The sequence below is a fragment of the Geoanaerobacter pelophilus genome (assembly GCF_018476885.1).
Lineage (GTDB): Bacteria > Desulfobacterota > Desulfuromonadia > Geobacterales > DSM-12255 > Geoanaerobacter > Geoanaerobacter pelophilus.
The window spans coordinates 347,481-369,380 of record NZ_JAHCVJ010000002.1; the positions used below are offsets into that span (position 1 = coordinate 347,481).

Below are 21,900 nucleotides of genomic sequence, written 5' to 3' on the forward strand. Positions count from 1 at the left end.
CATGTTCTACCCGACTTTCCGCGCCCGCCGCATCCGTGGTAAAGAAGCGTTCCGCAAGATGGTCCGCGAGACCACCCTCACTGCCAATGATCTGATCTACCCGATGTTTTCCGCCTTCGGCAAAGGAATCAAGAAGGAGATCTCTTCCATGCCGGGGATCTACCAGCAGTCAATTGAAAACATCGTCGAAGAAGCGCAGGAAGTCCACGCCCTCGGCGTTCCGGCCGTCATCCTCTTCGGCATCCCGGAAACCAAGGACGCAGTAGGCAGCGACGCCTATGCCGACCACGGCATCATCCAGGAGACGATCCGCGCCCTCAAGAAGCAGGTGCCAGGCCTGGTGGTGATCACCGACGTCTGCATGTGCGAATATACCGATCATGGCCACTGCGGCATCATCAAGGATGGCGATGTGGACAACGATTCTACCCTGGAGCTGCTGGCCAAGGAGGCGCTGTCCCATGCCCAGGCCGGCGCGGACATGGTGGCGCCCTCTGACATGATGGACGGGCGGGTCATGGCGATCCGCGAAGTACTCGACAATAACGGCTTCAACCATCTGCCGCTGATGAGCTACGCGGTCAAATACGCCTCCGGCTATTACGGCCCGTTCCGCGAAGCCGCGGAATCTACACCCCAGTTCGGCGATCGCCGCTCTTACCAGATGGACCCCGCCAACAGGCTGGAGGCGATCCGCGAAGCCTCGATGGATATCGAGGAAGGCGCCGACATCGTCATGGTCAAACCGGGCTTGCCTTATCTCGACATCATCCGCGAACTGCGCAACTACACCAACCTTCCGGTTGCCGCCTACAACGTGTCCGGCGAGTACAGCATGATCAAGGCTGCCGGAAAGATGGGCTGGATCGACGAAGAGCGGGTCATCCTTGAAACCATGATCTCGTTCAAGCGCGCCGGGGCCGATCTGATCCTCACCTATCACGCCAAGGAAGTAGCGGCCCTTTTGAAAAAAGGGATGTAGCAGCGAAAGGAAACGTACCAGCGCAAGGAAATCAGCAGTACACCGTGGGCCTGCCGAAAACGGCGGGCTCACTTGTTTTTTGTTCCACTATTTGCTAAAAAGTACGCCAATTTAACAGACAGGGAGATACACATGGTTACAACAGGTGATTTCAAGAAAGGACTGGTTATCCAGTTGGATGGCGCGCCGTGCATCATTATTGACGTGCATTACCAGTCCCCTTCAGCGCGTGGCGCCAGCACCATGGTCAAAACTAAATACCGTAACCTTCTGACCGGGCAGGTTCTGGAAAAGACTTTCCGTTCCGGCGACAAGGTCGAGGAAGCCGACTTTGAACGCCACAAGGGACAGTTCCTCTATGCCGACGGCGATCGCGGAATATTCATGGACCTTGAGACCTATGAGCAGTTCGAGATGGAAGAAGAGGCGTTCGCCCTGATATCCCCCTACCTTCTTGAAGGGACCGAAATGACCCTTGGACTGTTCCAGGGGAGAATGGTCAGCGCAGACCCGCCGCAATCCGTAGAGTTGACCGTCACTGAAACCGCGCCGGTCCTGAAGAACGCTACCGCCACAGCCCAGACCAAGGAGGCGGTGCTGGAGACCGGCCTCAGAATCCAGGTGCCACCCTACCTGGAATCAGGGGAAAAGATCAAGGTCGACACCAAGGAAGGGCGCTTTCTGTCAAGGGCTTGACAGGCTTCCCGAAGCCAGCCCTAATTAATTAACTCATTTATTCTGTTGACATTTCAACCGAATTCCTATTATATTTTTTCGTTTTTGGCACCACCGCACATCAACGCCTATCGATACAGGCAAACAATACACAGGAGGTTTTTCGTATCATGGAACAGTACGCAGTATATTTCGCCCTGGCATGCGCCGCTGCAGCGGTTGTTTACGGCCTGCTCTCGGCAAACTGGATCCTGTCGCTCCCGCAGGGGAATGACCGGATGAAGCAGATTGCAGCCGCAATCCAGGAAGGTGCCGGCGCCTACATGAAGCGTCAGTACACTATCATTGCAATTGTCGGTGCCGTCATGTTCGTTGCCCTTTTTGCGACCCTCGGAGTCAAGACCGCCGTAGGCTTTGCCATAGGCGCACTCTTCTCCGGCCTTACCGGTTTTATCGGCATGTTTGTCTCGGTTCGCGCCAACGTCCGTACCACCGAAGCAGCAAAATCAGGCATTGAGAAAGCTCTCAACGTCGCCTTCAAAGGTGGCGCAATCACCGGCATGCTGGTTGTCGGCCTCGGCCTCCTCGGCGTGGCCGGATACTACCTGGCCCTGCAGACGATGATGCCGGGCGCACCGGTAAAAGACGTAGTCAGCCAGCTGGTCGGCCTCGGCTTTGGCGGCTCGCTGATCTCCATCTTTGCCCGTCTCGGCGGCGGCATCTTCACCAAGGGCGCTGACGTCGGCGCTGACCTGGTCGGTAAGGTTGAAGCGGGAATTCCCGAAGATGATCCGCGCAACCCGGCAGTTATCGCGGACAACGTCGGCGACAACGTCGGCGACTGCGCCGGTATGGCCGCTGACCTGTTCGAAACTTATGCGGTAACACTGATTGCAGCCATGCTGCTCGGAGCAATCGCTTTTGTCGGCAACTCTGCAGCAGTAAGCTATCCGCTGATCCTTGGCGGCATCTCCATTATTACTTCGATCATAGGCACTTACTTCGTAAAACTCGGCGCAAGCGGGAAAATAATGCCGGCCCTTTACAAGGGACTCATTGCTTCGGCAGTTCTTGCCTGCATCGCCTTCTATTTTGTTACCGTCCAGATGTTCCCGCAGGGGTTGACCAATGCAGCCGGTCAGACCTTCAGCGCCCTCAATATCTTTATTTCAGCCATTGTCGGCCTGGTAGTAACCGGAGCCATCTTCTGGATTACCGAGTATTACACCTCCACTGAATACGCCCCGGTTCAGCATATTGCCCAGGCTTCAACCACCGGTCACGGCACCAACGTCATCGCTGGTCTCGGCGTTTCCATGAAAGCCACGGCAGCACCGGTAATTGTCATCGCTGCAGGGATCATCATCTCCTTTCAGTGCGCCGGGGTTTACGGCATTGCCATTGCTGCAGTCTCCATGCTGTCGCTTACTGGCATCGTTGTTGCCATGGACGCTTACGGCCCGATCACCGACAACGCCGGCGGTATTGCCGAGATGGCTGAACTGGACAAATCGGTCCGTGACGTTACCGACCCGCTCGACGCAGTCGGCAACACCACCAAGGCTGTTACCAAGGGATACGCCATCGGTTCTGCCGGTCTGGCTGCCGTTATCCTCTTTACCTCTTACGTTGATGAGCTGAAACTGGTCGGCAAGAACATCACCTTTGACCTGTCCGACCCGTACATCATCGTCGGCCTCTTTATCGGCGGCATGCTCCCCTACTACTTCGCTGCTCAGTGCATGGAAGCGGTTGGTAAGGCCGGTGGCGCAGTTGTCGTTGAGGTTCGTCGCCAGTTCCGCGAGATCAAGGGGATCATGGAAGGCACCGGCAAGCCCGACTACGCTTCCTGCGTCGATATCGTTACCAAGACCGCTCTCAAGGAGATGGTCATCCCTGGCCTGATCCCGATCCTTGCTCCGGTGATCGTCGGCTTCACCCTCGGCCCCAAGGCGCTCGGCGGCGTGATCGTCGGCACCATCGTCACCGGTATCTTTGTCGCCATCTCCATGACCACTGGCGGCGGCGCCTGGGATAATGCCAAGAAATACATCGAAGACGGCCATCACGGCGGCAAAGGGGGCGAGGCCCACAAGGCTGCCGTTACCGGCGACACCGTCGGCGACCCTTACAAGGACACTGCCGGCCCGGCCGTCAACCCGATGATCAAGATCATCAACATCGTGTCACTGCTCATCGTGCCGCTGCTCAGCAAGATGTAGACGATACGACAGACAGCAACAAAAAAGCGGGGCCGGCAATCGGTCCCGCTTTTTTTATACCAAGCATATATTCCAATCTTCAGAGAGACATTAATCAAGCAAATCTAATCATTATTCAATTGATTACGACCTAATTGTAATGTATACACAACCTCCAATAATACCTTTGGGCTATACGTCAAGGTGAAATTTTAATTTAGGAGAGCATGAAAATGAAAGCATTGAAAAGAGTTTTTATCCACGTAACTGTTGTAGCATGTCTGGCCTGGTCCGCTGTTGCGGGAGCAAGCGAAGCCGGCAGCGGTGTCTCTGCCGACGAGGCTCTTGCCAAACTGATGGCAGGCAACAAGGAGTTTATTGCAGGCAATACTGACGGACTTGACCACAAAAGCTCGCCAAGTGTCCGCAAAGACCTGGCAGTAAACGGTCAAAAACCTTATGCCATCATAGTAGATTGCTCAGACTCGCGGGCAGTACCTGAGATTATCTTTGACAAAGGTCTGGGGGAAGTTTTTGTAATCCGCGTTGCAGGCAACGTAGTGGCGCCCCACGAACTGGGCTCGATTGAATATGCTCTTGAGCATCTTGGCGCAAAGCTGGTTATGGTTCTCGGTCACAGCAAATGCGGGGCAGTTACCGCAACCTACAACTACACTGAAGGCTCAATCGAATCGCCCAATCTCATGAGCCTTGTAGACTCTATAATGCCTGCGGTAACAGCAGCCAAAGCACATGGCGGAGACCTGGAAGAGGCCATCACCGAAAATGCCAAACTGGTCGCCGAAGAACTGGAAAAGAAATCTGCTATTATCAAGGAATTTGTTGAGAGCAAAGGCGCTAAGATTGTGCCAGCTAAGTATGACCTCTACACTGGTGCTGTATCGATACTGCACTAGATAGAAGGCACATGATATAATATAAAAAGCGGGACCGGTCAGCGGTCCCGCTTTTTTTGTAAGTGTCTTTTCAGAAAAACCTAACTTCCCAAAGTGAAATGAAAAGCTGCCCCTTTACCTGGCTCGGCTTCAGCCCAGATCCGGCCGGAGTGCCGGTCAATGATCCGGGCGACAATGGCGAGGCCAATGCCGTCCCCTTTAAACTCGTGCTGCCCGTGAAGTCGTCCGAATGGCTCAAAGAGATGCTTGGTATCCTCGATATTAAATCCGATTCCGTTGTCGCGGACCGTGAAGACAACATTCCCTTCGGACGCTTCCATAAAAAATGAGATCTCAGGGGCCTCTGTTTTCGCTGTGTACTTGAAGGCGTTGCCCAAAAGATTCTGCAGGCACAACTCGATCATGCCACGATCGCCGGTTGCGGTCATGCCATCAGAGATGTGTATTGTGGGTGAATGGGTCGCCGACAACTGCAGCGTAGTTACGATCCGTCGCGCAATGGCAGACAAATCTAGCAGTTCGAGGATGCATTCAGCTCGTGACAGGCGACTCAGCGTCAGCAGGGCATCGATAACATCACGCATCCGCTTGCTGGCAACACCAATTCTTTGAGCGATATAACGCTGCTCCCCTTCAGGGGAAATCTCGGACAGAATTTCGCTGAACCCTTCCATGCGAGCGATCGGTGCCCGCATTTCGTGAGAAACCGAGTAGATGAACGACTCCAGTTCACTGTTTGCAGCGGATAACTCGGCTGTCCGCTCACGAACCCGATCCTCAAGCGTCAGATTCAACTGCACCAGCTCTGCCTCTGCGGCTTTTCGTTCCGTAATATCGTGCATAATGGAAAAGAGCAGAAAACGCCCCGCCATGGCAATCGGCGATGAGTAGATCTCGACAGTCCTGATTTCCCCGCTCTTCAGGCGATGAGGGAACACACAGAACCCCTTGGTCCTGTTGGCCACGCACTGCATTGCTTTTTCCAGCTCTTCTCGGGGAGCAACATTGATTTCTCCCATATTCATTTTGCGCAGCTCATCCTGGCTATAACCGTAGAACCTGGACGCACTGCGATTTGCGTCAACAATTGCCCCGTCAGCCGGATCAACAAGGCAAAAAGGGGCATCATGTTCAGCGAAGAGCTTGCGGAACCGCTCCTCGCTTTCCGCCAGCAATTCCTTTTCCTGAATAATATTCTCTTGGGCCTCTTTGATGGAGTCGAGCATCCGGTTGAACTCCTCGCCAAGGTTGCCGATTTCATCCCGAGAGTTCACTGTGACCCGCTGGTCAAGCTCCCCCTCACCAACACGCGCCGAAACCGCCCTGATTTCCCGTAACGGTCTGATGACCCGCTGCTCCAGAAACCACACGATCAACAATGCCGAGATAAACAGGATAGCGACAATACTAATTAGAGATCCAAGGATTTCATTAACATCGGTATGGATTGAAGCTGCTGCCATCCCCACATGCAGCCGCCCCAGGTTGCCGTCTAGAAGCGGCAATGAGATGTCGATGATATCGCGATCTGCCGCACGGAGCCGGACAATGCCGTGACCGCCCCCATTTATCTTCGGCTTAAGCCCTTTCAGGGCCACCGGAAATTTCTGGCCGAAGGAATGAGCCAGCACCTCTCCGTTAGGAGCCTGGACAAATAAATACTCGACGTCCTTTTCGGTATTGATCAGCTCGCGAAAAAACATCTCAAGTTGAAATAGTTCCCTGCTCAGTATTGGGTTAATGCACTGCGAGGAGATGGCATGGGCTATCGATGCTCCGCGTTTTTCGAGCTTGGATTCAAGGCGCGGCTGCACAAACAACACGACAATCAGGACCATGACGGCAACTGTGAGTGCCGATATTCCGAGGACAAAAAGAATAATTTTCCCGCGTAGGCTCAATGTGGCCATATCAATTTCCGCTTAGTTTTCCAGCCCCTTACCCGCAAGCCATTTTTTCATTTCCCGAATAGAATCATAGGCCTTGTCATCAATTGCTACAAAGCGCTCAGTCATCATCTTGTCAAGCAGCGCCTTGCCCCGGGGGTTTTTGTGGGCATTCAACAAGATCATGCGCAGCCTCTCCTTGAGTCCCGGATCAAGAGCTGGATGTACGACAAACGGCGGTATTGCATAAGGTTCAGACTTGAGCAGGATACGGGTTTTTGCCGTCAATGCCGGCTTGGTCTTGTTTAAATACTCCCAGATCAGGCTGTCAACGGCAGCTCCGTCAACCAGCTTATCAGCCACTGCCAGGATGGACTTGTCGTGCGACCCGGAAAAGACCGTTTTACTGAAGAAGGCCTTGGTGCTACTTCCTTTTCTGGCAATCAGGTATTCAGGAACCAGTTTACCGGTATTGGAAAGGGGATCAGTAAAAGCGAACACCTTTCCTTTGAGGTCATCCAACCCTTTTGCCGAGCTGTCTCTGGGGACAATGATGTATGAGTAGTAGACTGTCCCGCCATAGGCCATGGGGGCAGCCAGCAGTTCCATGCCGAATTTCTTGTGGCCGTCGACATAAGGGCCGCTGCAGACGATAGCCCCCTCAATATCTCGCGCTTCAATCTTGGCGTTGATCTCTTCATAGTTGGTTGCATCAACGTATTGCACCGGTTGGCCAAGTTCAGCCCCGATGTAGTCAAGGAACTCCCGGTAATAGGCAAAGCCGTCTTGGGGCGTTATCATCCCTCCCACAGCAATTCTGACCGCATCAGGCTTACTTGTTTTTTCGTGGTTTATAGCCTCGGCCTTTGTCAGATCAATCTTTTTCGACTCTTCCCGGCTGCAGCCGATACAGCTCAGGAGCACAACAATGGTGCATGCAGTAAAGAATCGGCGTAGCAACATGCCCACTCCCCCTTCTGGTAGCGCTGATAAACGATAACCGCTAAAAATTAGATAATCATTTTTTAATAATAGCGCATTTTCTAAAGATGCAAAGATATATATTTCTCCACTAAAGGATTTCGCACGGCTAAATGCGAAAAAGGCCGACCGGAGTCATCCGGACGGCCTTTTAGTTGCGCTGACAGCCAGTACAAGACTTACTGAGCCGGAGCGACCCCCCATCTCTCCAGTTCAGACAGCACCAATCCGGCCAGGCCGCTCAACGCTCCCTCCACCTCTACTGAAAGCTCCATCCCCATTTCAATGCTCCCTGGCTGAACACCAGCCAGCACAACCTCTGTCGGCAGGATCCCCTGCAACTCCGCCACGGCCAGTAAATCCTTCAACCCCATCTGGTGCGGCGAAAGCTTTGTCGAAAGGGCCACCGGCACCTCATCACCGACAAGCCTGACCAGATCACCCGGCGACTTGCCATTATCCACGGCATCAACAACCAGCAGCCGGTCTATCCCCTCCAGCCTCGGCAGAATATCCAGCCCAAGCGTGCCACCGTCAAGCAACACGACATCATCAGGGAACCGGTACCAGTCCGCAAGATGGTTCACAACCCGGACCCCGACGCCGTCGTCGCTCATCACCAGATTGCCCAGCCCAAGCACCATTGTCCGAAGTGCCGCGCTCATTCCTTCTCCCTATGCACTGTAAAACGGAAGCCGCTGAAGATACTGGAAATCTCTGCGCCATGCTCTTTGATATCCATCAACCAGGCGCTGTAGATATGGTTGATGACAAAACCGAAGATACACCACATGCTTAGATGGTGAATCAAGCGCAGCCCCTGGTTGGACACCAGCGTTGTCACCCAGCCAAGAGCAGCATGCATCGCGCCGTTCGGCGCATGCTCGGAGTACAGGGCAAAACCGGTGACGATCATGATCAGGTAGAAACAAAACAGCAGGGAATAGGCTGTGGCTGCAAGCGGATTATGGCCGATGGTCTCCGGCACCTCCTTGTCGATCAGGAAATAATACCTGAGCATGCGGACCAGCTTTCCTCTTCCCTTTTCACTGAACAGGGGAAAAAACTCCATCCAGCCGGCATACTGGTTGCCGATAAACGCCCAGACAATCCGGGACAGCACGCTGACGGTAAAGAGATAGGCGGCCGTGAAATGAATGAACCTGATCCACCCCATGGTGAAATCCGAGGCAGAATGGCCGAGCGAGATCGGGTAGCCGATCAGGAAGCCGGTGACCGAGAGGGTAACGATGCTGAGCACATTGATCCAATGGCACCAGCGGACAGGCAGCTCCCAGATATATCTTTTGAACTTGCACTGGCTGCTCATGCTCCCCCCTTTCTAGGATACCTTCACCCGAATCAATTCATTACCGGTGGCATCGACGACATGTACCGCGCAGGCCAGGCACGGGTCAAAGGAGTGAATAGTCCGAAGAATCTCCACCGGCCGGTTCGGGTCGGCAATCGGGGTGCCGATCAGCGCCTCTTCATACGGCCCCCGCTGCCCTTTGTGATCCCGCGGCGAAGCGTTCCAGGTCGATGGCACCACTGCCTGATAATTGAGGATCTGGCCATCCTTGATCTTGATCCAGTGCCCCAGCGCGCCGCGCGGCGCCTCGTGCCAACCGTAGCCGGCAGCTTCTTTGGGCCAGGTGGACGGGTCCCATTTTTCGCCGGCATGAATCCGCAGATCGCCTCTGGCAATGCTTTCCACCAGCTGGCCATGCCAGACCGGCAGTTGCTGGGTGGTTATCAGGCAGTCGAGCCCCCGGGCACCGGTTCGGCCGAGCGTGGAGAACAGGGCTTCGGGACCGACATTGAGATGCTTCAGCACCAGCCCCACCGCAGCCTGGGTCTCCTTGTGCCCTGACGCGTAGGCCACCAGCAGCTTGGCCAGCGGGCCGACCTCCATCGGCAGTTCGTTGTAGCGCGGCGCCTTGACCCATGAGTATTTCCGGTCAGTGTCCAGATGCTGGTAAGGCGGTTTCGGGCCGGTATATTTCGGCTCGGTCTCGCCATCCCACGGGTGAGCCCCCTTGCCTTGGCCACCGGAGTATTCAAACCAGGAATGGTCCACATATTCGGCGATCTTCTTCTGGTCAACAGGATGAACCTTGCTGAGGTCCTTATTGAGAATGATCCCCGGCGGGAAAAACTGCTTGCCGGTTACCGGGTCCGGGAACTCGCCGTAGGAGAGGTAGTTGCCTACCCCGCCGCCGATGGCAGCCCAGTCCTTGTAGAATGACGCTACTGCCAACAGGTCCGGGATATAGACCTTCTCGACAAATTCCTTGGCTTTTTTCAGCAGGCCACCGATCTCGGCCAGCTTGTCGGCATTGATCGCATTCTGTGAGTCAGCATCAAGCGGGATCGCCATGCCGCCGACCAGGAAGGTCTGCGGATGCGGGTTTTTGCTCCCCAGGTAGGCGTGGATCTTGATCACATCCTTCTGCCATTCCAGCGCTTCCAGATAATGGGCCGTTGCCATCAGGTTGGCCTCGGGAGGGAGCTTCATCGCCGAGTGACCCCAATAGGCGTTGGCAAACGGTCCCAGCCGCCCCTTGGCAACAAATGCCTTTAGCCGCTCCTGGATCCCCTTGAAATATGTTGGCGAATTGAGCGGCCAATCAGAAATAGATGCCGCCAAAGACGCGGTGCGGACCGGATCAGCCTTGAGAGCCGAAGTTATGTCCACCCAGTCGAGGGCATGGAGATGGTAGAAATGGATGACGTGATCCTGGACATTCTGGATCCCCATGATGATGTTGCGGACGATATCGGCGTTGGGCGGAACCTTGATGCCAAGGGCATTCTCCACGGCCCGGATGGAAGCGATGGAATGAACCGTGGTGCATACTCCACAGAACCGCTGGGTGTAGTACCAGGCATCACGCGGATCGCGTCCTTTCAGTATTTTCTCGATGCCGCGAAACATGGTGCTGCCGCTCCAGGCATCGACGATCCGGCCGTTGCTGATCTCGGCCTCTATCCGCAGGTGCCCTTCGATACGGGTTATTGGATCAACGACAATCTTCGCCATAGCAGTTATCCCTCCCTCGAAGTGTCTTCAGGTTCCTTATCCTTGCGCATGGCGTTCAGGGCGCCGTGAATCGCGAAACCGACCGCAGCCACGCCGACCAGGCCAAGGCCGATCTTGTCAGCTGTGGCCTCTATGCCAAAGCCCGGCACGTTCGGCAACCTTCGGTAGAGCGGCCCCATGTCGTCCCAGAAGTTAGGCTGTGAGCAGCCGGCGCAGCCATGCCCGGCAGCCACCGGCCAGCTGGTGTGCTCGTTGTACCGTTCGGTGGGGCAATTATGGAAGGTCTGCGGCCCCTTGCATCCCATCTTGTATAGGCAAAAGCCACGACGATGGCCCGGATCGCCCCACTCCTCGACGTACTGGCCGGCATCGAAATGCGGCCTGCGCTCGCAGTTGTCGTGGATCCTCTTGCCATAGGCAAAGAGCGGCCTGCCAAAGCTGTCGGTTGCGGGAAGCTTCTTCAGAAGCAGGAAATGGACGATCGTTGCCGTGAGGTTGTCGGCATTCACCGGGCAACCCGGCAGGTTGACCACCGTCGCGCTCGGGACCGCCTGTTTGATGCCAACGGCACCGGTTGGGTTAGGTGCCGCAGCTGGGAGTCCGCCGTACGAGGCACAGGTGCCGACGGCAATGGTGGCAAAAGCGCCGCCGCAAACCTCAATTGCCCGATCTACGGCGCTTCTGCCGCCAATGCAGCAGTACACACCGTCATCTTTAAGCGGAATCGAACCCTCGACCACCGCGATATACTTACCTTTCTCTTCCTTGACGACCTTATCGAGGTTGGCTTCTGCCAGATGACCGGCAGCAGCCATAATGGTCTCGGCATAATCGATCGAAAGGATGTCGAGCACTATTTCTGCAACCGTGGGAGCGGATGCCCGCAACAGGGCTTCGGTATCTCCGGTGCAACTCTGGAATTCGAGCCAGACCAGGGTCGGCCGCTTCACCTCGTCCAGCGCCTGGGCAATTTTCGGAGCAAATGCCGGCGGCAGGGCCAGAGCAGCAGCCATGGTCGAACAGAACTTCATAAAGTCGCGCCTGGAAACCCCCCGTTGCTCGAGGAGTTCGGAGACCCTCCCTTTAAATTCCGCCCCGTTATCTTCCGTGTAACTCGCATCGTTCTCTTTGGCCATCGGCATCCTCCTGTTCCGCAATAAAGGAAAACTGTTTTATATTTTTATACCCTACTGTTTAGATGTCAAGAAATATTCTTTATTATCAACATGTAACAATTTTAACGCTTTTCTATTAACGCTAAATTAGGGACAAAAAAAAGGGGAAGGCCGCAGCCTTCCCCTTGATAATTCAAACCATGATTATAAGTTCAGCAGATGCGCGGCAACTGCTCTCCGGCCAACATTTCCACAGACCTGACCCCACCCACGGCGGTTTTCATCTGCACCTTGCCGACGCCAGCGGTTGCGACCTCTCCGATTATAGCGCTATTCTTGCCCAGTGGGTGCTGCCGCATCCTTTCAAGCAATGCCTCGGCAGCAGCAGGCGCCACCACGGCCAGCAGTTTCCCTTCGTTGGCAACATAGAGGGGATCGAGTCCCAGTATGGAGCAAACCCCCCGCACCGCGGGATCCACCGGCAGCGCCGCCTCGTCCAGGGTAATAGTAACTGCGGATTGGACAGCAATCTCCTTGATGGTGGTTGCCACCCCGCCCCGGGTGGGATCGCGCAGCACCCTCAACGAATCTCCCGCCATGGCCAGCATCTCGTTGACAAGGCCATTAAGCGCGGCACAATCGCTCTGGATCTCGGTCGCCAGCGACAACCCCTCGCGGGCAGCCATCACGGCAATACCATGGTCGCCGATAGTACCGCTGACAATAACCTTGTCCCCTAGCTTGGCATTGGCGCCGCTCAGCGGCTGACCTGTAACGAAAGCACCGATTCCGGCAGTATTGATGAAGATCCGATCGGCTTTACCGCGCGGCACCACCTTGGTATCGCCGGTCACAATCCGCACTCCGGCCAAGTCTGCTGCCTGGCGCATGCTTGTCACAATCGCGGAGAGCTCCTTGCGGGAAAACCCTTCTTCGATGATCAGCCCGCAACTGACATAGAGTGGTGTCGCCCCGACCATCGCCAGGTCGTTCACCGTGCCGTTGACCGCCAGCGAACCGATATTGCCGCCGGGGAAAAAAATCGGATCAACAACATACGAGTCAGTGGTAAAAGCGATCCGCCCGGCATCAATATTGAGCACTGCGGCATCATCCTGCCCGGATAGAGGGGTTCCGGAGAGGGCCGGAATAATAAGGTCGGACAGCAGCTTGTGCGACAACACCCCGCCGCTGCCGTGACCTAAAAGAATCAGATCGTCGTTCATCTATTCACTCCTTACCTGCCATACTTATATGCCGCAGCACAGGTCCCTTCAGTAGAAACCATGCAGGCACCTACCGGCGCCTCAGGGGTACATGTTTGCTCAAACAGCGGGCAGTCAAAGGGGGTGATCTTCCCTTTGAGCACATCGCCGCAGCGACACCCGGTCGGCTCTCGGGAAAGTTCCGGGGTTAGCGGCAGCATTCGCTCGGCATCGAAGGAGGCAAACTCCTCCCTTATTGCCAGACCGCTGCCGGGAATCATCCCCAGCCCTCGCCATTCGGCATCGCACGGGGCAAAGACCTCGTCAAGTATCGCCCTGGCCTTGGGATTCCCTTGCGGCTTAACCGCCCTGCTGTACTGGATTTCCACCCGGCTTTCTCCGGCAACCACCTGGGCGGCAAGCATCGCCACTCCCTGAAGCACATCAGCCGGCTCGAAGCCGGTAATGACGCAGGGCCTTTGATAATCACGGGCCAATGGCTGGTAGGCGTCGGCACCGATTATGGTGCTGACATGGGCCGGGCAGATGAAGCCGCTGATGGCTAGCTCGGGATCGGAGGCCAGCGCTGCCATCGGCACCGGCATGGTCTTGTGCGCCGCCAGGACAAAGAAATTGCCAAGCCCCTGCTGTCTGGCCGCAAGGATGCTGCCGGCAATAGTCGGGGCCGTGGTCTCGAAGCCTACTCCCAGAAAAACCACCTTGAGCTGAGGGTTTGTCGCCGCCAGCTTGACTGCGTCCAGCGGCGAATAGACGATCCGCACGTCCGCTCCCTTGGCACGTTCTTCCATCAGAGAGGAAGAGGTGCCGGGCACCCGGAGCATATCGCCGAATGTCGCCACCACCACGCCTGGAATCCGGCAGCAGGCGATCGCCTTGTCGAGGTAGCTGTTGGGAGTGACACAAACCGGGCAGCCGGGGCCGGAGATCAATCGCACCTGGGCAGGAAGCAGCCCGCGCAAGCCATACTGGTAGATCGACATGGTGTGGGTGCCGCAGACCTCCATAAAGGTCATGGTTCCCGCATAGCCGGCCACCAGGTTTTCCAGATGCGCCGCAAGCCCCTGGACCAGTTCCCGGTTACGGTATTCATCCTGATATTTCATGCCATATCCTCGGGATCAAAGATATCTCTCATTATGGCGAGGGTCTCCAAGGCCTCGGCCTCATCCAGCTTGGAAATAGCAAAGCCGGCATGGACGATGACGTAATCGCCAACCTTGACCTCCTCGTCAAGAAGCATCAGGCTCGCATCGCGCCGTACTCCGTCTATCTCAGCAACGGCATCAGTCCCGTCAACACTCACAACCTGCATAGGCACACCCAGACACATATTCAAACTCCTTATGTTTTCAGGGACGCAAATTTTTTGCAAGGTCAAGGCGATCAAGGGATTACGCGGAGGCGTAGCACGACTACGTCGCACAAGTAATCCCGAAGATCAACGCAGAGATTGCGGAAAAGTTGCGTTCCTTCCGGCTATCACTGCCTGGCCCAATGCCAAGCCTCCATCATTGGGGGGCACCAGGCGGTGGCTGAACACCTTGAAGCCGTTCTCCTTGAGAAGCAAACAAAGGTTCTCGGTAAGCAGGCGGTTCTGGAACACCCCACCAGAAAGAACCACGTCCTCTACCCCGGTCTCTTGTCGCAGACAACGGCACATCTCTACTGAAGCAGCGGCAACAGTGCCATGGAAGCTGGCCGCCATCTCCCGCGGGGATACCCCGGCGGCAATATCGTCCAGGAGCGCGGCAAACAGCGGTCGCCAGTCTATTTCCAACCGGCCGTCGATCTTGGCAATCTGCCAGGGATAACCCCGGTCATGGGCCGCGCCTTCGGCAATTGCCTCCAGCTCGATGGCGGCCTGGCCCTCGTAGGAAACAGTGCTCCGCACCCCGATCAGGGCTGATACGGCATCGAACAGCCGGCCGCAGCTGGAGGTGCGCGGCGCATTGATACGGCGCTCGATCATCTGTCTGAGCAGCGGCAGCTCCGGGGTATGCAGAAACGGGAACCGGTCTGCCGGGAGCGAAAAGGCGTCGGCTCCGAGCGTATCATAGAGCCAGGAAACGGCCATCCGGTATGGTTCATTTACTGCAGCGTCGCCGCCGGGGAGCAACACCTGGCGGAACGAGCCCATTCTGCGAAAGTCGGCATAATCTCCGACCAGGAACTCGCCGCCCCAGATTGTACCGTCAACACCATAGCCGGTACCGTCGAAGACCACGCCAATGACCTTGTCTGTAAGACGATTTTCCGCCATGCAAGCCGCCATGTGGGCATGGTGATGCTGCACGGCCACCAGCATGACGTCAGGCTGTTCCTGGGCAAAGCGGGTCGAGAGGTAATCTGGGTGCAAATCGTGCGCCACTGCAACCGGGGCAACCTCAAGCAGCTGCTTCAGATGATCGACGGTATCTGCCAGCGATTGCAGCGTCTCAATATTCTGAAGATCACCAATGTGCTGGCTGAGGAATGCCTGCGAGCCGCGGGTCAGACAGCAAGCCCCCTTCAACTCTGCCCCTACGGCCAATATTGACGGCTGAGGTTCTGCCAGCTGCACAGCACGCGGGGCATAGCCGCGCGACCGCCTCAGAAACAGGGGATTGCCATGGAACACCATGATGACCGAATCATCGACCCTGGTCCGTATCGGACGATCGTTGGTCAGGAAATAATCGGCAATGTCGGCAAGGTTGACAAAGGCCTGGTCATCAGCGAAGGCAACCGGCTCGGACGAGCGGTTGCCGCTGGTCATAACCAGCGGAGCCCCGAAATCATTGAGCAACAGATGATGCAGCGGTGACGACGGCAGCATCACCCCCAGATAATTGCTGTCTGGTGCCACTTCGAGCGCAATGGCCGATTCACGCTTTGCCAGCAACACAATCGGCCGCTCCGGTCCCGTCAGCAGCCGCTCTTCGAGAGCATCAACCTTGGCAGCCTCTCCAGCTGCAGCAACATCCCGGAACATCACGGCAAATGGCTTGGATTGACGGCGCTTGCGGCGGCGCAGTTCCTGAACCGCCTCGCTGCTGCAGGCCGCTACTGCCAAGTGATAACCGCCTACCCCTTTAACCGCAACAATCCGCCCTTCTCGCAGCAGACCGATCGCAGCCTCAAGCGGATCGCCGGGGACAGGCCTACCCTTGGCATCAAAAAGGCCGAGGGATGGACCGCATGCCGGGCAGGCCAGCGGTTGGGCATGAAAACGCCGGTCTCGTGGGTCTTCATATTCAGTACGGCAGTCAGGGCAGAGAGCGAACGGGGCCATGGTGGTCAGCAACCGATCATACGGCAAACCGGTGATTATCGAGTAGCGGGGACCGCAGTTGGTACAGGTGATGAAGGGGTAGCGGAATCTCCGGTTCGCCGGGTCGAACAGCTCGGCCAGGCAATCCTCGCAGATATCGGTGTCAGGGGCAATCTCGGCGGTTGCCGCTCCATGGGCGCTGGCAAGAATCCTGAAGTCACTCTCCCCTTCAAGCAGGGGAAGGAATTCCTGCGTCAGGGCACCGATCACGGCCAGCGGGGGCGCCTCATGTTGCAGGGTAATTGCCAGGCGTTCCAAGAAGCCGTCGTCCCCCTGAGCCTCAACAATAACGCCGGAAGGGTCATTGCGGACCCAGCCGGTCAGGCCGAGACTGTGGGCAACTCGGTACACAAAAGGGCGGAAACCGACCCCCTGCACAATCCCTGTTATCTTGACACGAACCCTTTTCAGCTCATTACCCGGTTACCGGTTGGCGGCTTTTGCTGCCTCGACCCCTGCAGCCAGCCAGTTGTACCACTGGGCCATTCCCTCGCCGGTCCGGGCCGACACCTGTAACAGCAGGGCATCGGGCCTAACCCGGCGCGACATCTCCACGCACTTGTCAACATTGAAATCCAGGTGGGGTAGAAGATCCACCTTATTGAGCAGCATGACATCGGCGGCATGAAACATCTGGGGATACTTGAGCGGCTTGTCCTCCCCTTCTGTTACGGAAAGCACCACCACCTTGTGCTGTTCGCCGAGGTCGAACGATGCCGGGCAGACCAGGTTGCCGACATTTTCGATGAATATGAGGTCAAGGCTATCGAGGTCGAAATGCTCCAGGGCATGCCCCACCATGTGGGCGTCCAGATGGCAGCCAGCGCCGGTGTTGATCTGCCGGGCAGGCACTCCGGTGGCAGCAATCCGCACCGCATCGTTATCGGTCTGCTGGTCACCTTCGATCACGGCACAGCGAAACCGTCCGCCGATCTCGCGGAGCGTCCGCTCCAGCAGGGTGGTCTTACCGGAACCGGGCGAGCTGACCAGGTTGAGCACAAAGATCCCTTTTGCGGCAAACAGTTCTCTGTTGCCTGCTGCCAGCCGGTTGTTCCTGGCCAGGATGTCCATCTCCACCTGAATGACGTTCCGGCCAGGGCCGGTCGTCTCATGTTCGTGGTGATGGTCGTCATGATGATGGTCATGCGGTGAGCACCCGCAGGTAGTGCACATTCGTAGCAGTCCTCCGTTTTTCCGGTCATATCCCCCAGTTACCTGGATAACCCCGAGACTACTCTATCCTTTTCTGAAGGTCAAACAGTTCTGCATCATGTATACCGTGAAATAGCCCGGATGATGTATACACATCACGCGACCTTTGGGCTACGCAAATAACCTACTGCAATTTATATAAAAATAGTTAAAGTCCATTTTTTTAACACCGATACATGAGAACACATTAGCATGGATTGCCACTATTTAATAAATAAGGTGAACCGGACCATGAGCGAGCTTAGTGCAACCCGAGCCTCTTTGCAGGAAACCATGACATTTCTTGGCGCCATTGCCAGCGGCATCGAGGAGGCCATCGGCGAATCGGCAAACAGCATTTCCTACCTTGCCGGTAAGCGCTTGGGAATGAGCCTCTCCGAAAACATCGCCAAAACCGATGACATCGAGCAGGCCCTTGACTCAGTGACCAAGGTCCTCGCCTCGAACAGCTGCCTCTGGAATTTCGAGGCATTCCAGCCCCATGACCGTCCTGCCCTGATCCAGGCTGCCCCGGAAGGTGACGAGATCAATCTGGTCTTCAGGGATTGCATGATCCGTCAGTCACTGTTCCGCTTCGGCCATCACCAGAAGGGGTCTCTGTGCAACATGATGTTCGGCTTCTTTTCCGGAGCGCTCCAGACAATAATGGGGTGCGATTCCACCCTGGAGATTCTGCATGCCGGCGAAAATGCCTGTTATAAGAAGCTTACCATCCATAGGCCGGCAAAGACCGCAGCGCCACGGAAGAGAAAGGAATTGTCTCGATGAGTGCCCGTCGTTCTGAAAAACCTGCCAAAGAGAGCAGCCCGGCAGTGACCCTGAATATTGAATGGTTGAGCGACTGTGCCGGCTGCCATGTGGCAATCGTCGATCTCCACGAAAAGATCCTGACAGTCCTGCAATCGGTCAGCATCCAGCGCTGCCCGGTGCTGACCGATATCAAGGATTACCCCAAGGCAACAGTCGGGATCGTTTCCGGCGCCATCCGGACCGAACATGACCGCCATGCAGCAGAGGCGATGAGAAAGAGCTGCGACCTGATCATTGCCATGGGCTCGTGCGCCGTCTACGGCGGCATCGCCGGTGCTGGCAACGTCCATACCAGGGAAGAGATTTTCGATGCCGTCTATGCCAACAACAAGACGACCATTCCCGGTGCCACCCCCAAGGCCATGGTTTCGCCACTTGAGGCAACCGTTACCCCTCTTGATTCGGTAATCGATGTCGATCTCTACCTCCCCGGATGCGCTCCGCATCCGGCCTTCATCTTTGACGGCCTGCTGGCGCTGCTGGAAGGGCGTACGCCGAAGGCAACCAAGGAAACGGTCTGCTCCCGCTGCAAGCGGGCCATGGAAAAGACCGACGTGGAGCGGATCCTGAAAATATCCGAGGGAATCGCCGATCCTGATCGCTGCTTCCTGAGCCAGGGGTATATCTGCATGGGATCTGTCACCCTCGATCGCTGCATGTCCCCTTGCCCACAAAACGGTGTGACCTGCACCGGCTGCGCAGGCGCTACCATGCAGGTGCTGACCGAACCGAACCGGGATATCCGCACCGAGATCGGCGAGCGGATGGCCAAGCTGACCAAGATCCCGAAGGACACCATTATTCGGGAGATCGAGCGAACCTCAAAATCTCACTACTCTTACACCATGGCCACCTCAATGATCGGCGAAAAGCCCACTTTCCTGATTAAGAAATGGATCGGCAATGCAGAGGCAGACTATGAATAAAAGCAAAACGATCACCATTGACCCGGTAACCCGCATTGAAGGTCATGCCAAAGTATTCATCAACCTTGCCGACAACGGGGAAGTCGCCTCCGCCGGGCTGGTGGTCAATGAGCTGCGGGGTTTCGAAAAGATCCTGGTAGGGATGGAGGCCGACCGGCTACCGCTCATCACCGCCCGTATCTGCGGGGTATGCCCCACAGCCCATCATCTCGCCGCCACCAATGCCCTGGACCATGCCGCCGGTGTTGAACCGCCACCAGCGGCTAAACTCCTGCGCGAGCTGATGTTCATGGGGCACCTGGTGCATTCCCACTCCCTCTCCCTGTTCGTGCTTCAGGGACCTGACCTGGTGCTGGGGCTTGATGCCGATCCGGCCATCCGGAACGTGGTCGGCATTGTCCAGGCCAATCCGGAACTGGCCAAAAAGGCGCTCAGGATCCGCAGCATCGGCCAATTCATCAATGAGATGATCGGCGGTCGTGGCACGCATCCGGTAACCTCGGTGGTTGGCGGCATCACCTTCACCCTTGATAACGAAAAAACCGCCCAACTCCGTACCTGGCTTGATGAAGCGTTGGCCCTGCTGAAAGAGCTCGCTCCGGCCGTGAAACAGCTCCTGTTCAAGATGGTGGCAAGCCATCCGGAAATGCTTACTGAGTGGTCAACTCCGTCATGGTCCCTGGGGACTGTCCGGAACGGCACGATCTCGATGATCGAAGGGGAGCTTAAAGCGATAGACGAGACCGGAAAGGTCATGGCCGAATTCCCCACCCATGAGTACCATAGCAATCTGGTCGAATCGGTTATCGACTGGTCATATATGAAGCAGGTCCATTTCGCGCAAAAAGGGAATCTCCACGAATACCGGGTCGGCTCCCTTGCTCGGTTCAATGTCGCCGGCAGCTACGGCACCGAATGGGCCGACAGCGAATGCGCCGAGTTCAGGAAGCAGTTCGGCACCCCGGCCCATCTCACGGTGCTGCAACCTTATGCCAAGCTGATCGAGCTGATCTGGGCGGTCGAATACGCCATTCAGGCCATCAACAACCCCGAGATTCGAGGAGAAACCCGGGTTCCGGCCAAATATCTCGGCGGCAGGGGGGTGGGGCACGTTGAGGCGCCCCGTGGCACCCTGTTCCATGACTACGAGATCGACGATAACGGCATAGTCCGCGCAGCCAACCTTATCGTGGCCACCCAGCAGAACTATACCTCGATCAACCGCACCATCATGCAGGCGGCAACGTCACATGTCGTCGGCAAGAAAGATGATGCCGCCCTGCTTAATGCCATTGAATTCGGCATCCGTTGTTACGACCCATGCCTGTCGTGCGCAACCCATGCCCTCGGCACAATGCCGCTGGAGATCCACGTGACCCACGGAAACGAGGTGCTACAAACCATTCGGAGGCAAGACTGATGGTCGAGATTACCCTACATGAACAGGCCTGCAGAGGGTGCGAGATGTGCGTCGATATCTGCCCGACAAAGGTTTTCGAGTTCGACGGCGCCAAGCGGCTCTGTGAGATCAAGCATGCCGAAGACTGCATCGCCTGCCTCAGCTGTGCCTATATCTGCCCGTCCGGCGCACTCAGCCACGCTAATTTCCACACAGTGAAAAACTTTTACCGCGACCTCGAATTCTGCAACAGGATGGAGAAGTTCCTATGAGCAGCGAGCCCCTGCAAGAAGTTACTCTTGACGACCACCGGAATGCCTTCAACGAAGTTGCCTTTCTGATCGATATCTTCACTGCGACGATTGACAATATCATGGGAGGCGCAACCGCGCCTGTCGGTCGGATAGCCGGACGGGAAATGGCGCGCAAGCTCCCGGTGCACCTGAACAAGCCGTCTCTTGACGAGGCGATAGCCGTTCTCTCCGCCAGGATGAAAGCCGGGTTTGAATTCACCATTGAAGGGGAAGACCGGGAACAGGAGCTCATCTTTCAGCGCTGTTCGCTGCGCGAGGTCTGTTGTCAGCGCGGCATCGATACCGGCGGGGCCATGTGCCGGCTCTTTCATTCATACCTGGACGGGATCGTCAACGAACTGATCAGCCGCCCGGTGAAATCCGAGATCGTCTCGTCCGGACAGCAGTGCCGGGCAAAGATCAGGACCCAGTGACCCTGGACATACGCTCCCATACTCTGGTTGTTTGCATTGGCAATGAACTGGTAGCCGACGATGCTGTCGGCCATGAGATTTTTTCCAGGCTGCAGGCGCGGGATCTTCCGGAAGGCACCAGGCTGGAATATGCAGGGGTGGGCGGAATCGCTCTACTGGATAGCCTTACCGGCAAAGAGCGGACAATGATCGTTGTCGATGCGGTGCAGTTTGGCGCGCCAGCCGGAACCATCCATTGCCTCCCGTGGGAAGAGGTCCCGTCTTGCGATAACAGCGCCATATCAGCGCACGGCATCGGCCTGAAGGAGACCATCAACGTCGGAAAACTGCTCTATCCGGAGCGACTGCCTGACAAAATCACCTTGGTCGGCATAGAAGGGCGTTGTTTCAACCAAATGAAGGAGTTTATGACCCCGGCAACAGCCCAGGCAATCGACAAGGCAGTTGCTGTCTGTATAGACCTTATAGCACAGCATCAATGAGGATCCAG

General features: G+C 56.3%; 21 protein-coding genes. 10 read left to right on the forward strand and 11 right to left on the reverse strand.

Annotation, left to right across the window (positions count from 1 at the left end):
* The first annotated feature begins 1 nt into the window (after position 1).
* The 4 genes from hemB to KI809_RS07070 all read left to right on the forward strand — a co-directional run bounded on the left by hemB (position 2) and on the right by KI809_RS07070 (position 4,775).
* Entirely contained in the window at positions 2 to 982 is a 981-nt protein-coding gene (hemB, locus tag KI809_RS07055) for a porphobilinogen synthase (RefSeq protein ID WP_214170831.1), read from the forward strand.
* Positions 983 to 1,114: 132 nt separating this feature from the next.
* The gene (locus KI809_RS07060) at positions 1,115 to 1,678 is read left to right on the forward strand and encodes an elongation factor P (protein WP_214170832.1); all 564 of its coding nucleotides are present in this window, start codon (positions 1,115 to 1,117) and stop codon (positions 1,676 to 1,678) included.
* A gap of 149 nt (positions 1,679 to 1,827) precedes the next feature.
* The gene (locus KI809_RS07065; protein WP_214170833.1) at positions 1,828 to 3,879 is read left to right on the forward strand and encodes a sodium-translocating pyrophosphatase; all 2,052 of its coding nucleotides are present in this window, start codon (positions 1,828 to 1,830) and stop codon (positions 3,877 to 3,879) included.
* A gap of 212 nt (positions 3,880 to 4,091) precedes the next feature.
* Complete coding sequence (locus tag KI809_RS07070; RefSeq protein ID WP_246559267.1) at positions 4,092 to 4,775, forward strand: carbonic anhydrase; 684 nt, start codon at positions 4,092 to 4,094, stop codon at positions 4,773 to 4,775.
* Positions 4,776 to 4,855: 80 nt separating this feature from the next.
* Here KI809_RS07070 and KI809_RS07075 read toward each other — a convergent pair whose 3' ends face one another.
* From KI809_RS07075 to hypB, 11 genes are all read right to left on the reverse strand, one after another.
* Positions 4,856 to 6,685, reverse strand: a complete 1,830-nt coding sequence (locus KI809_RS07075) for a sensor histidine kinase (RefSeq protein ID WP_214170835.1) — start codon at positions 6,683 to 6,685, stop codon at positions 4,856 to 4,858.
* A gap of 12 nt (positions 6,686 to 6,697) precedes the next feature.
* The gene (locus KI809_RS07080; protein WP_214170836.1) at positions 6,698 to 7,624 is read right to left on the reverse strand and encodes a substrate-binding domain-containing protein; all 927 of its coding nucleotides are present in this window, start codon (positions 7,622 to 7,624) and stop codon (positions 6,698 to 6,700) included.
* A 197-nt stretch (positions 7,625 to 7,821) separates the two neighbouring features.
* On the reverse strand, positions 7,822 to 8,307 hold the full coding sequence (locus KI809_RS07085; RefSeq protein ID WP_214170837.1) for a HyaD/HybD family hydrogenase maturation endopeptidase: 486 nt from the start codon (positions 8,305 to 8,307) through the stop codon (positions 7,822 to 7,824).
* A complete protein-coding gene (cybH, locus tag KI809_RS07090) occupies positions 8,304 to 8,972 on the reverse strand; it encodes a Ni/Fe-hydrogenase, b-type cytochrome subunit (RefSeq protein WP_214170838.1) in 669 nt (222 codons plus the stop codon). The genes KI809_RS07085 and cybH overlap by 4 nt, the downstream gene beginning before the upstream one ends.
* A gap of 12 nt (positions 8,973 to 8,984) precedes the next feature.
* On the reverse strand, positions 8,985 to 10,685 hold the full coding sequence (locus KI809_RS07095) for a nickel-dependent hydrogenase large subunit (RefSeq protein WP_214170839.1): 1,701 nt from the start codon (positions 10,683 to 10,685) through the stop codon (positions 8,985 to 8,987).
* Positions 10,686 to 10,690: 5 nt separating this feature from the next.
* Positions 10,691 to 11,821, reverse strand: coding sequence for a hydrogenase small subunit (locus KI809_RS07100; protein ID WP_214170840.1), 1,131 nt, complete (start codon positions 11,819 to 11,821; stop codon positions 10,691 to 10,693).
* A gap of 191 nt (positions 11,822 to 12,012) precedes the next feature.
* Positions 12,013 to 13,026 carry a hydrogenase expression/formation protein HypE gene (gene hypE, locus KI809_RS07105; RefSeq protein WP_214170841.1) on the reverse strand — a complete coding sequence of 338 codons (1,014 nt, stop codon included), beginning with the start codon at positions 13,024 to 13,026 and terminating at the stop codon, positions 12,013 to 12,015.
* Between the two features lie 11 nt (positions 13,027 to 13,037).
* Positions 13,038 to 14,129 (reverse strand): hydrogenase formation protein HypD, encoded by a 1,092-nt coding sequence (hypD, locus tag KI809_RS07110; protein ID WP_214170842.1) that lies wholly within the window; start codon positions 14,127 to 14,129, stop codon positions 13,038 to 13,040.
* Positions 14,126 to 14,356 carry a HypC/HybG/HupF family hydrogenase formation chaperone gene (locus tag KI809_RS07115; protein WP_214170843.1) on the reverse strand — a complete coding sequence of 77 codons (231 nt, stop codon included), beginning with the start codon at positions 14,354 to 14,356 and terminating at the stop codon, positions 14,126 to 14,128. Before KI809_RS07115 ends, hypD begins: the two co-directional genes overlap by 4 nt.
* Positions 14,357 to 14,464: 108 nt before the next feature.
* Entirely contained in the window at positions 14,465 to 16,747 is a 2,283-nt protein-coding gene (hypF, locus tag KI809_RS07120; RefSeq protein WP_214171058.1) for a carbamoyltransferase HypF, read from the reverse strand.
* A gap of 12 nt (positions 16,748 to 16,759) precedes the next feature.
* Complete coding sequence (gene hypB / locus KI809_RS07125; RefSeq protein WP_214170844.1) at positions 16,760 to 17,509, reverse strand: hydrogenase nickel incorporation protein HypB; 750 nt, start codon at positions 17,507 to 17,509, stop codon at positions 16,760 to 16,762.
* A 270-nt stretch (positions 17,510 to 17,779) separates the two neighbouring features.
* Here hypB and KI809_RS07130 point away from each other — a divergent pair, with 270 nt between their 5' ends.
* The 6 genes from KI809_RS07130 to KI809_RS07155 are packed head-to-tail and all read left to right on the forward strand — an operon-like array spanning position 17,780 to position 21,892.
* Complete coding sequence (locus KI809_RS07130) at positions 17,780 to 18,316, forward strand: hypothetical protein (protein ID WP_214170845.1); 537 nt, start codon at positions 17,780 to 17,782, stop codon at positions 18,314 to 18,316.
* The gene (locus tag KI809_RS07135) at positions 18,313 to 19,284 is read left to right on the forward strand and encodes an NADH-quinone oxidoreductase subunit B family protein (protein ID WP_214170846.1); all 972 of its coding nucleotides are present in this window, start codon (positions 18,313 to 18,315) and stop codon (positions 19,282 to 19,284) included. Before KI809_RS07130 ends, KI809_RS07135 begins: the two co-directional genes overlap by 4 nt.
* The gene (locus tag KI809_RS07140; protein ID WP_214170847.1) at positions 19,277 to 20,704 is read left to right on the forward strand and encodes a Ni/Fe hydrogenase subunit alpha; all 1,428 of its coding nucleotides are present in this window, start codon (positions 19,277 to 19,279) and stop codon (positions 20,702 to 20,704) included. The genes KI809_RS07135 and KI809_RS07140 overlap by 8 nt, the downstream gene beginning before the upstream one ends.
* Positions 20,704 to 20,955 (forward strand): 4Fe-4S dicluster domain-containing protein, encoded by a 252-nt coding sequence (locus tag KI809_RS07145; RefSeq protein ID WP_214170848.1) that lies wholly within the window; start codon positions 20,704 to 20,706, stop codon positions 20,953 to 20,955. The genes KI809_RS07140 and KI809_RS07145 overlap by 1 nt, the downstream gene beginning before the upstream one ends.
* The gene (locus tag KI809_RS07150; RefSeq protein WP_214170849.1) at positions 20,952 to 21,410 is read left to right on the forward strand and encodes an L-2-amino-thiazoline-4-carboxylic acid hydrolase; all 459 of its coding nucleotides are present in this window, start codon (positions 20,952 to 20,954) and stop codon (positions 21,408 to 21,410) included. Before KI809_RS07145 ends, KI809_RS07150 begins: the two co-directional genes overlap by 4 nt.
* Positions 21,407 to 21,892 (forward strand): hydrogenase maturation protease, encoded by a 486-nt coding sequence (locus KI809_RS07155; RefSeq protein ID WP_337833287.1) that lies wholly within the window; start codon positions 21,407 to 21,409, stop codon positions 21,890 to 21,892. Before KI809_RS07150 ends, KI809_RS07155 begins: the two co-directional genes overlap by 4 nt.
* The last annotated feature ends 8 nt before the right edge of the window (positions 21,893 to 21,900 follow it).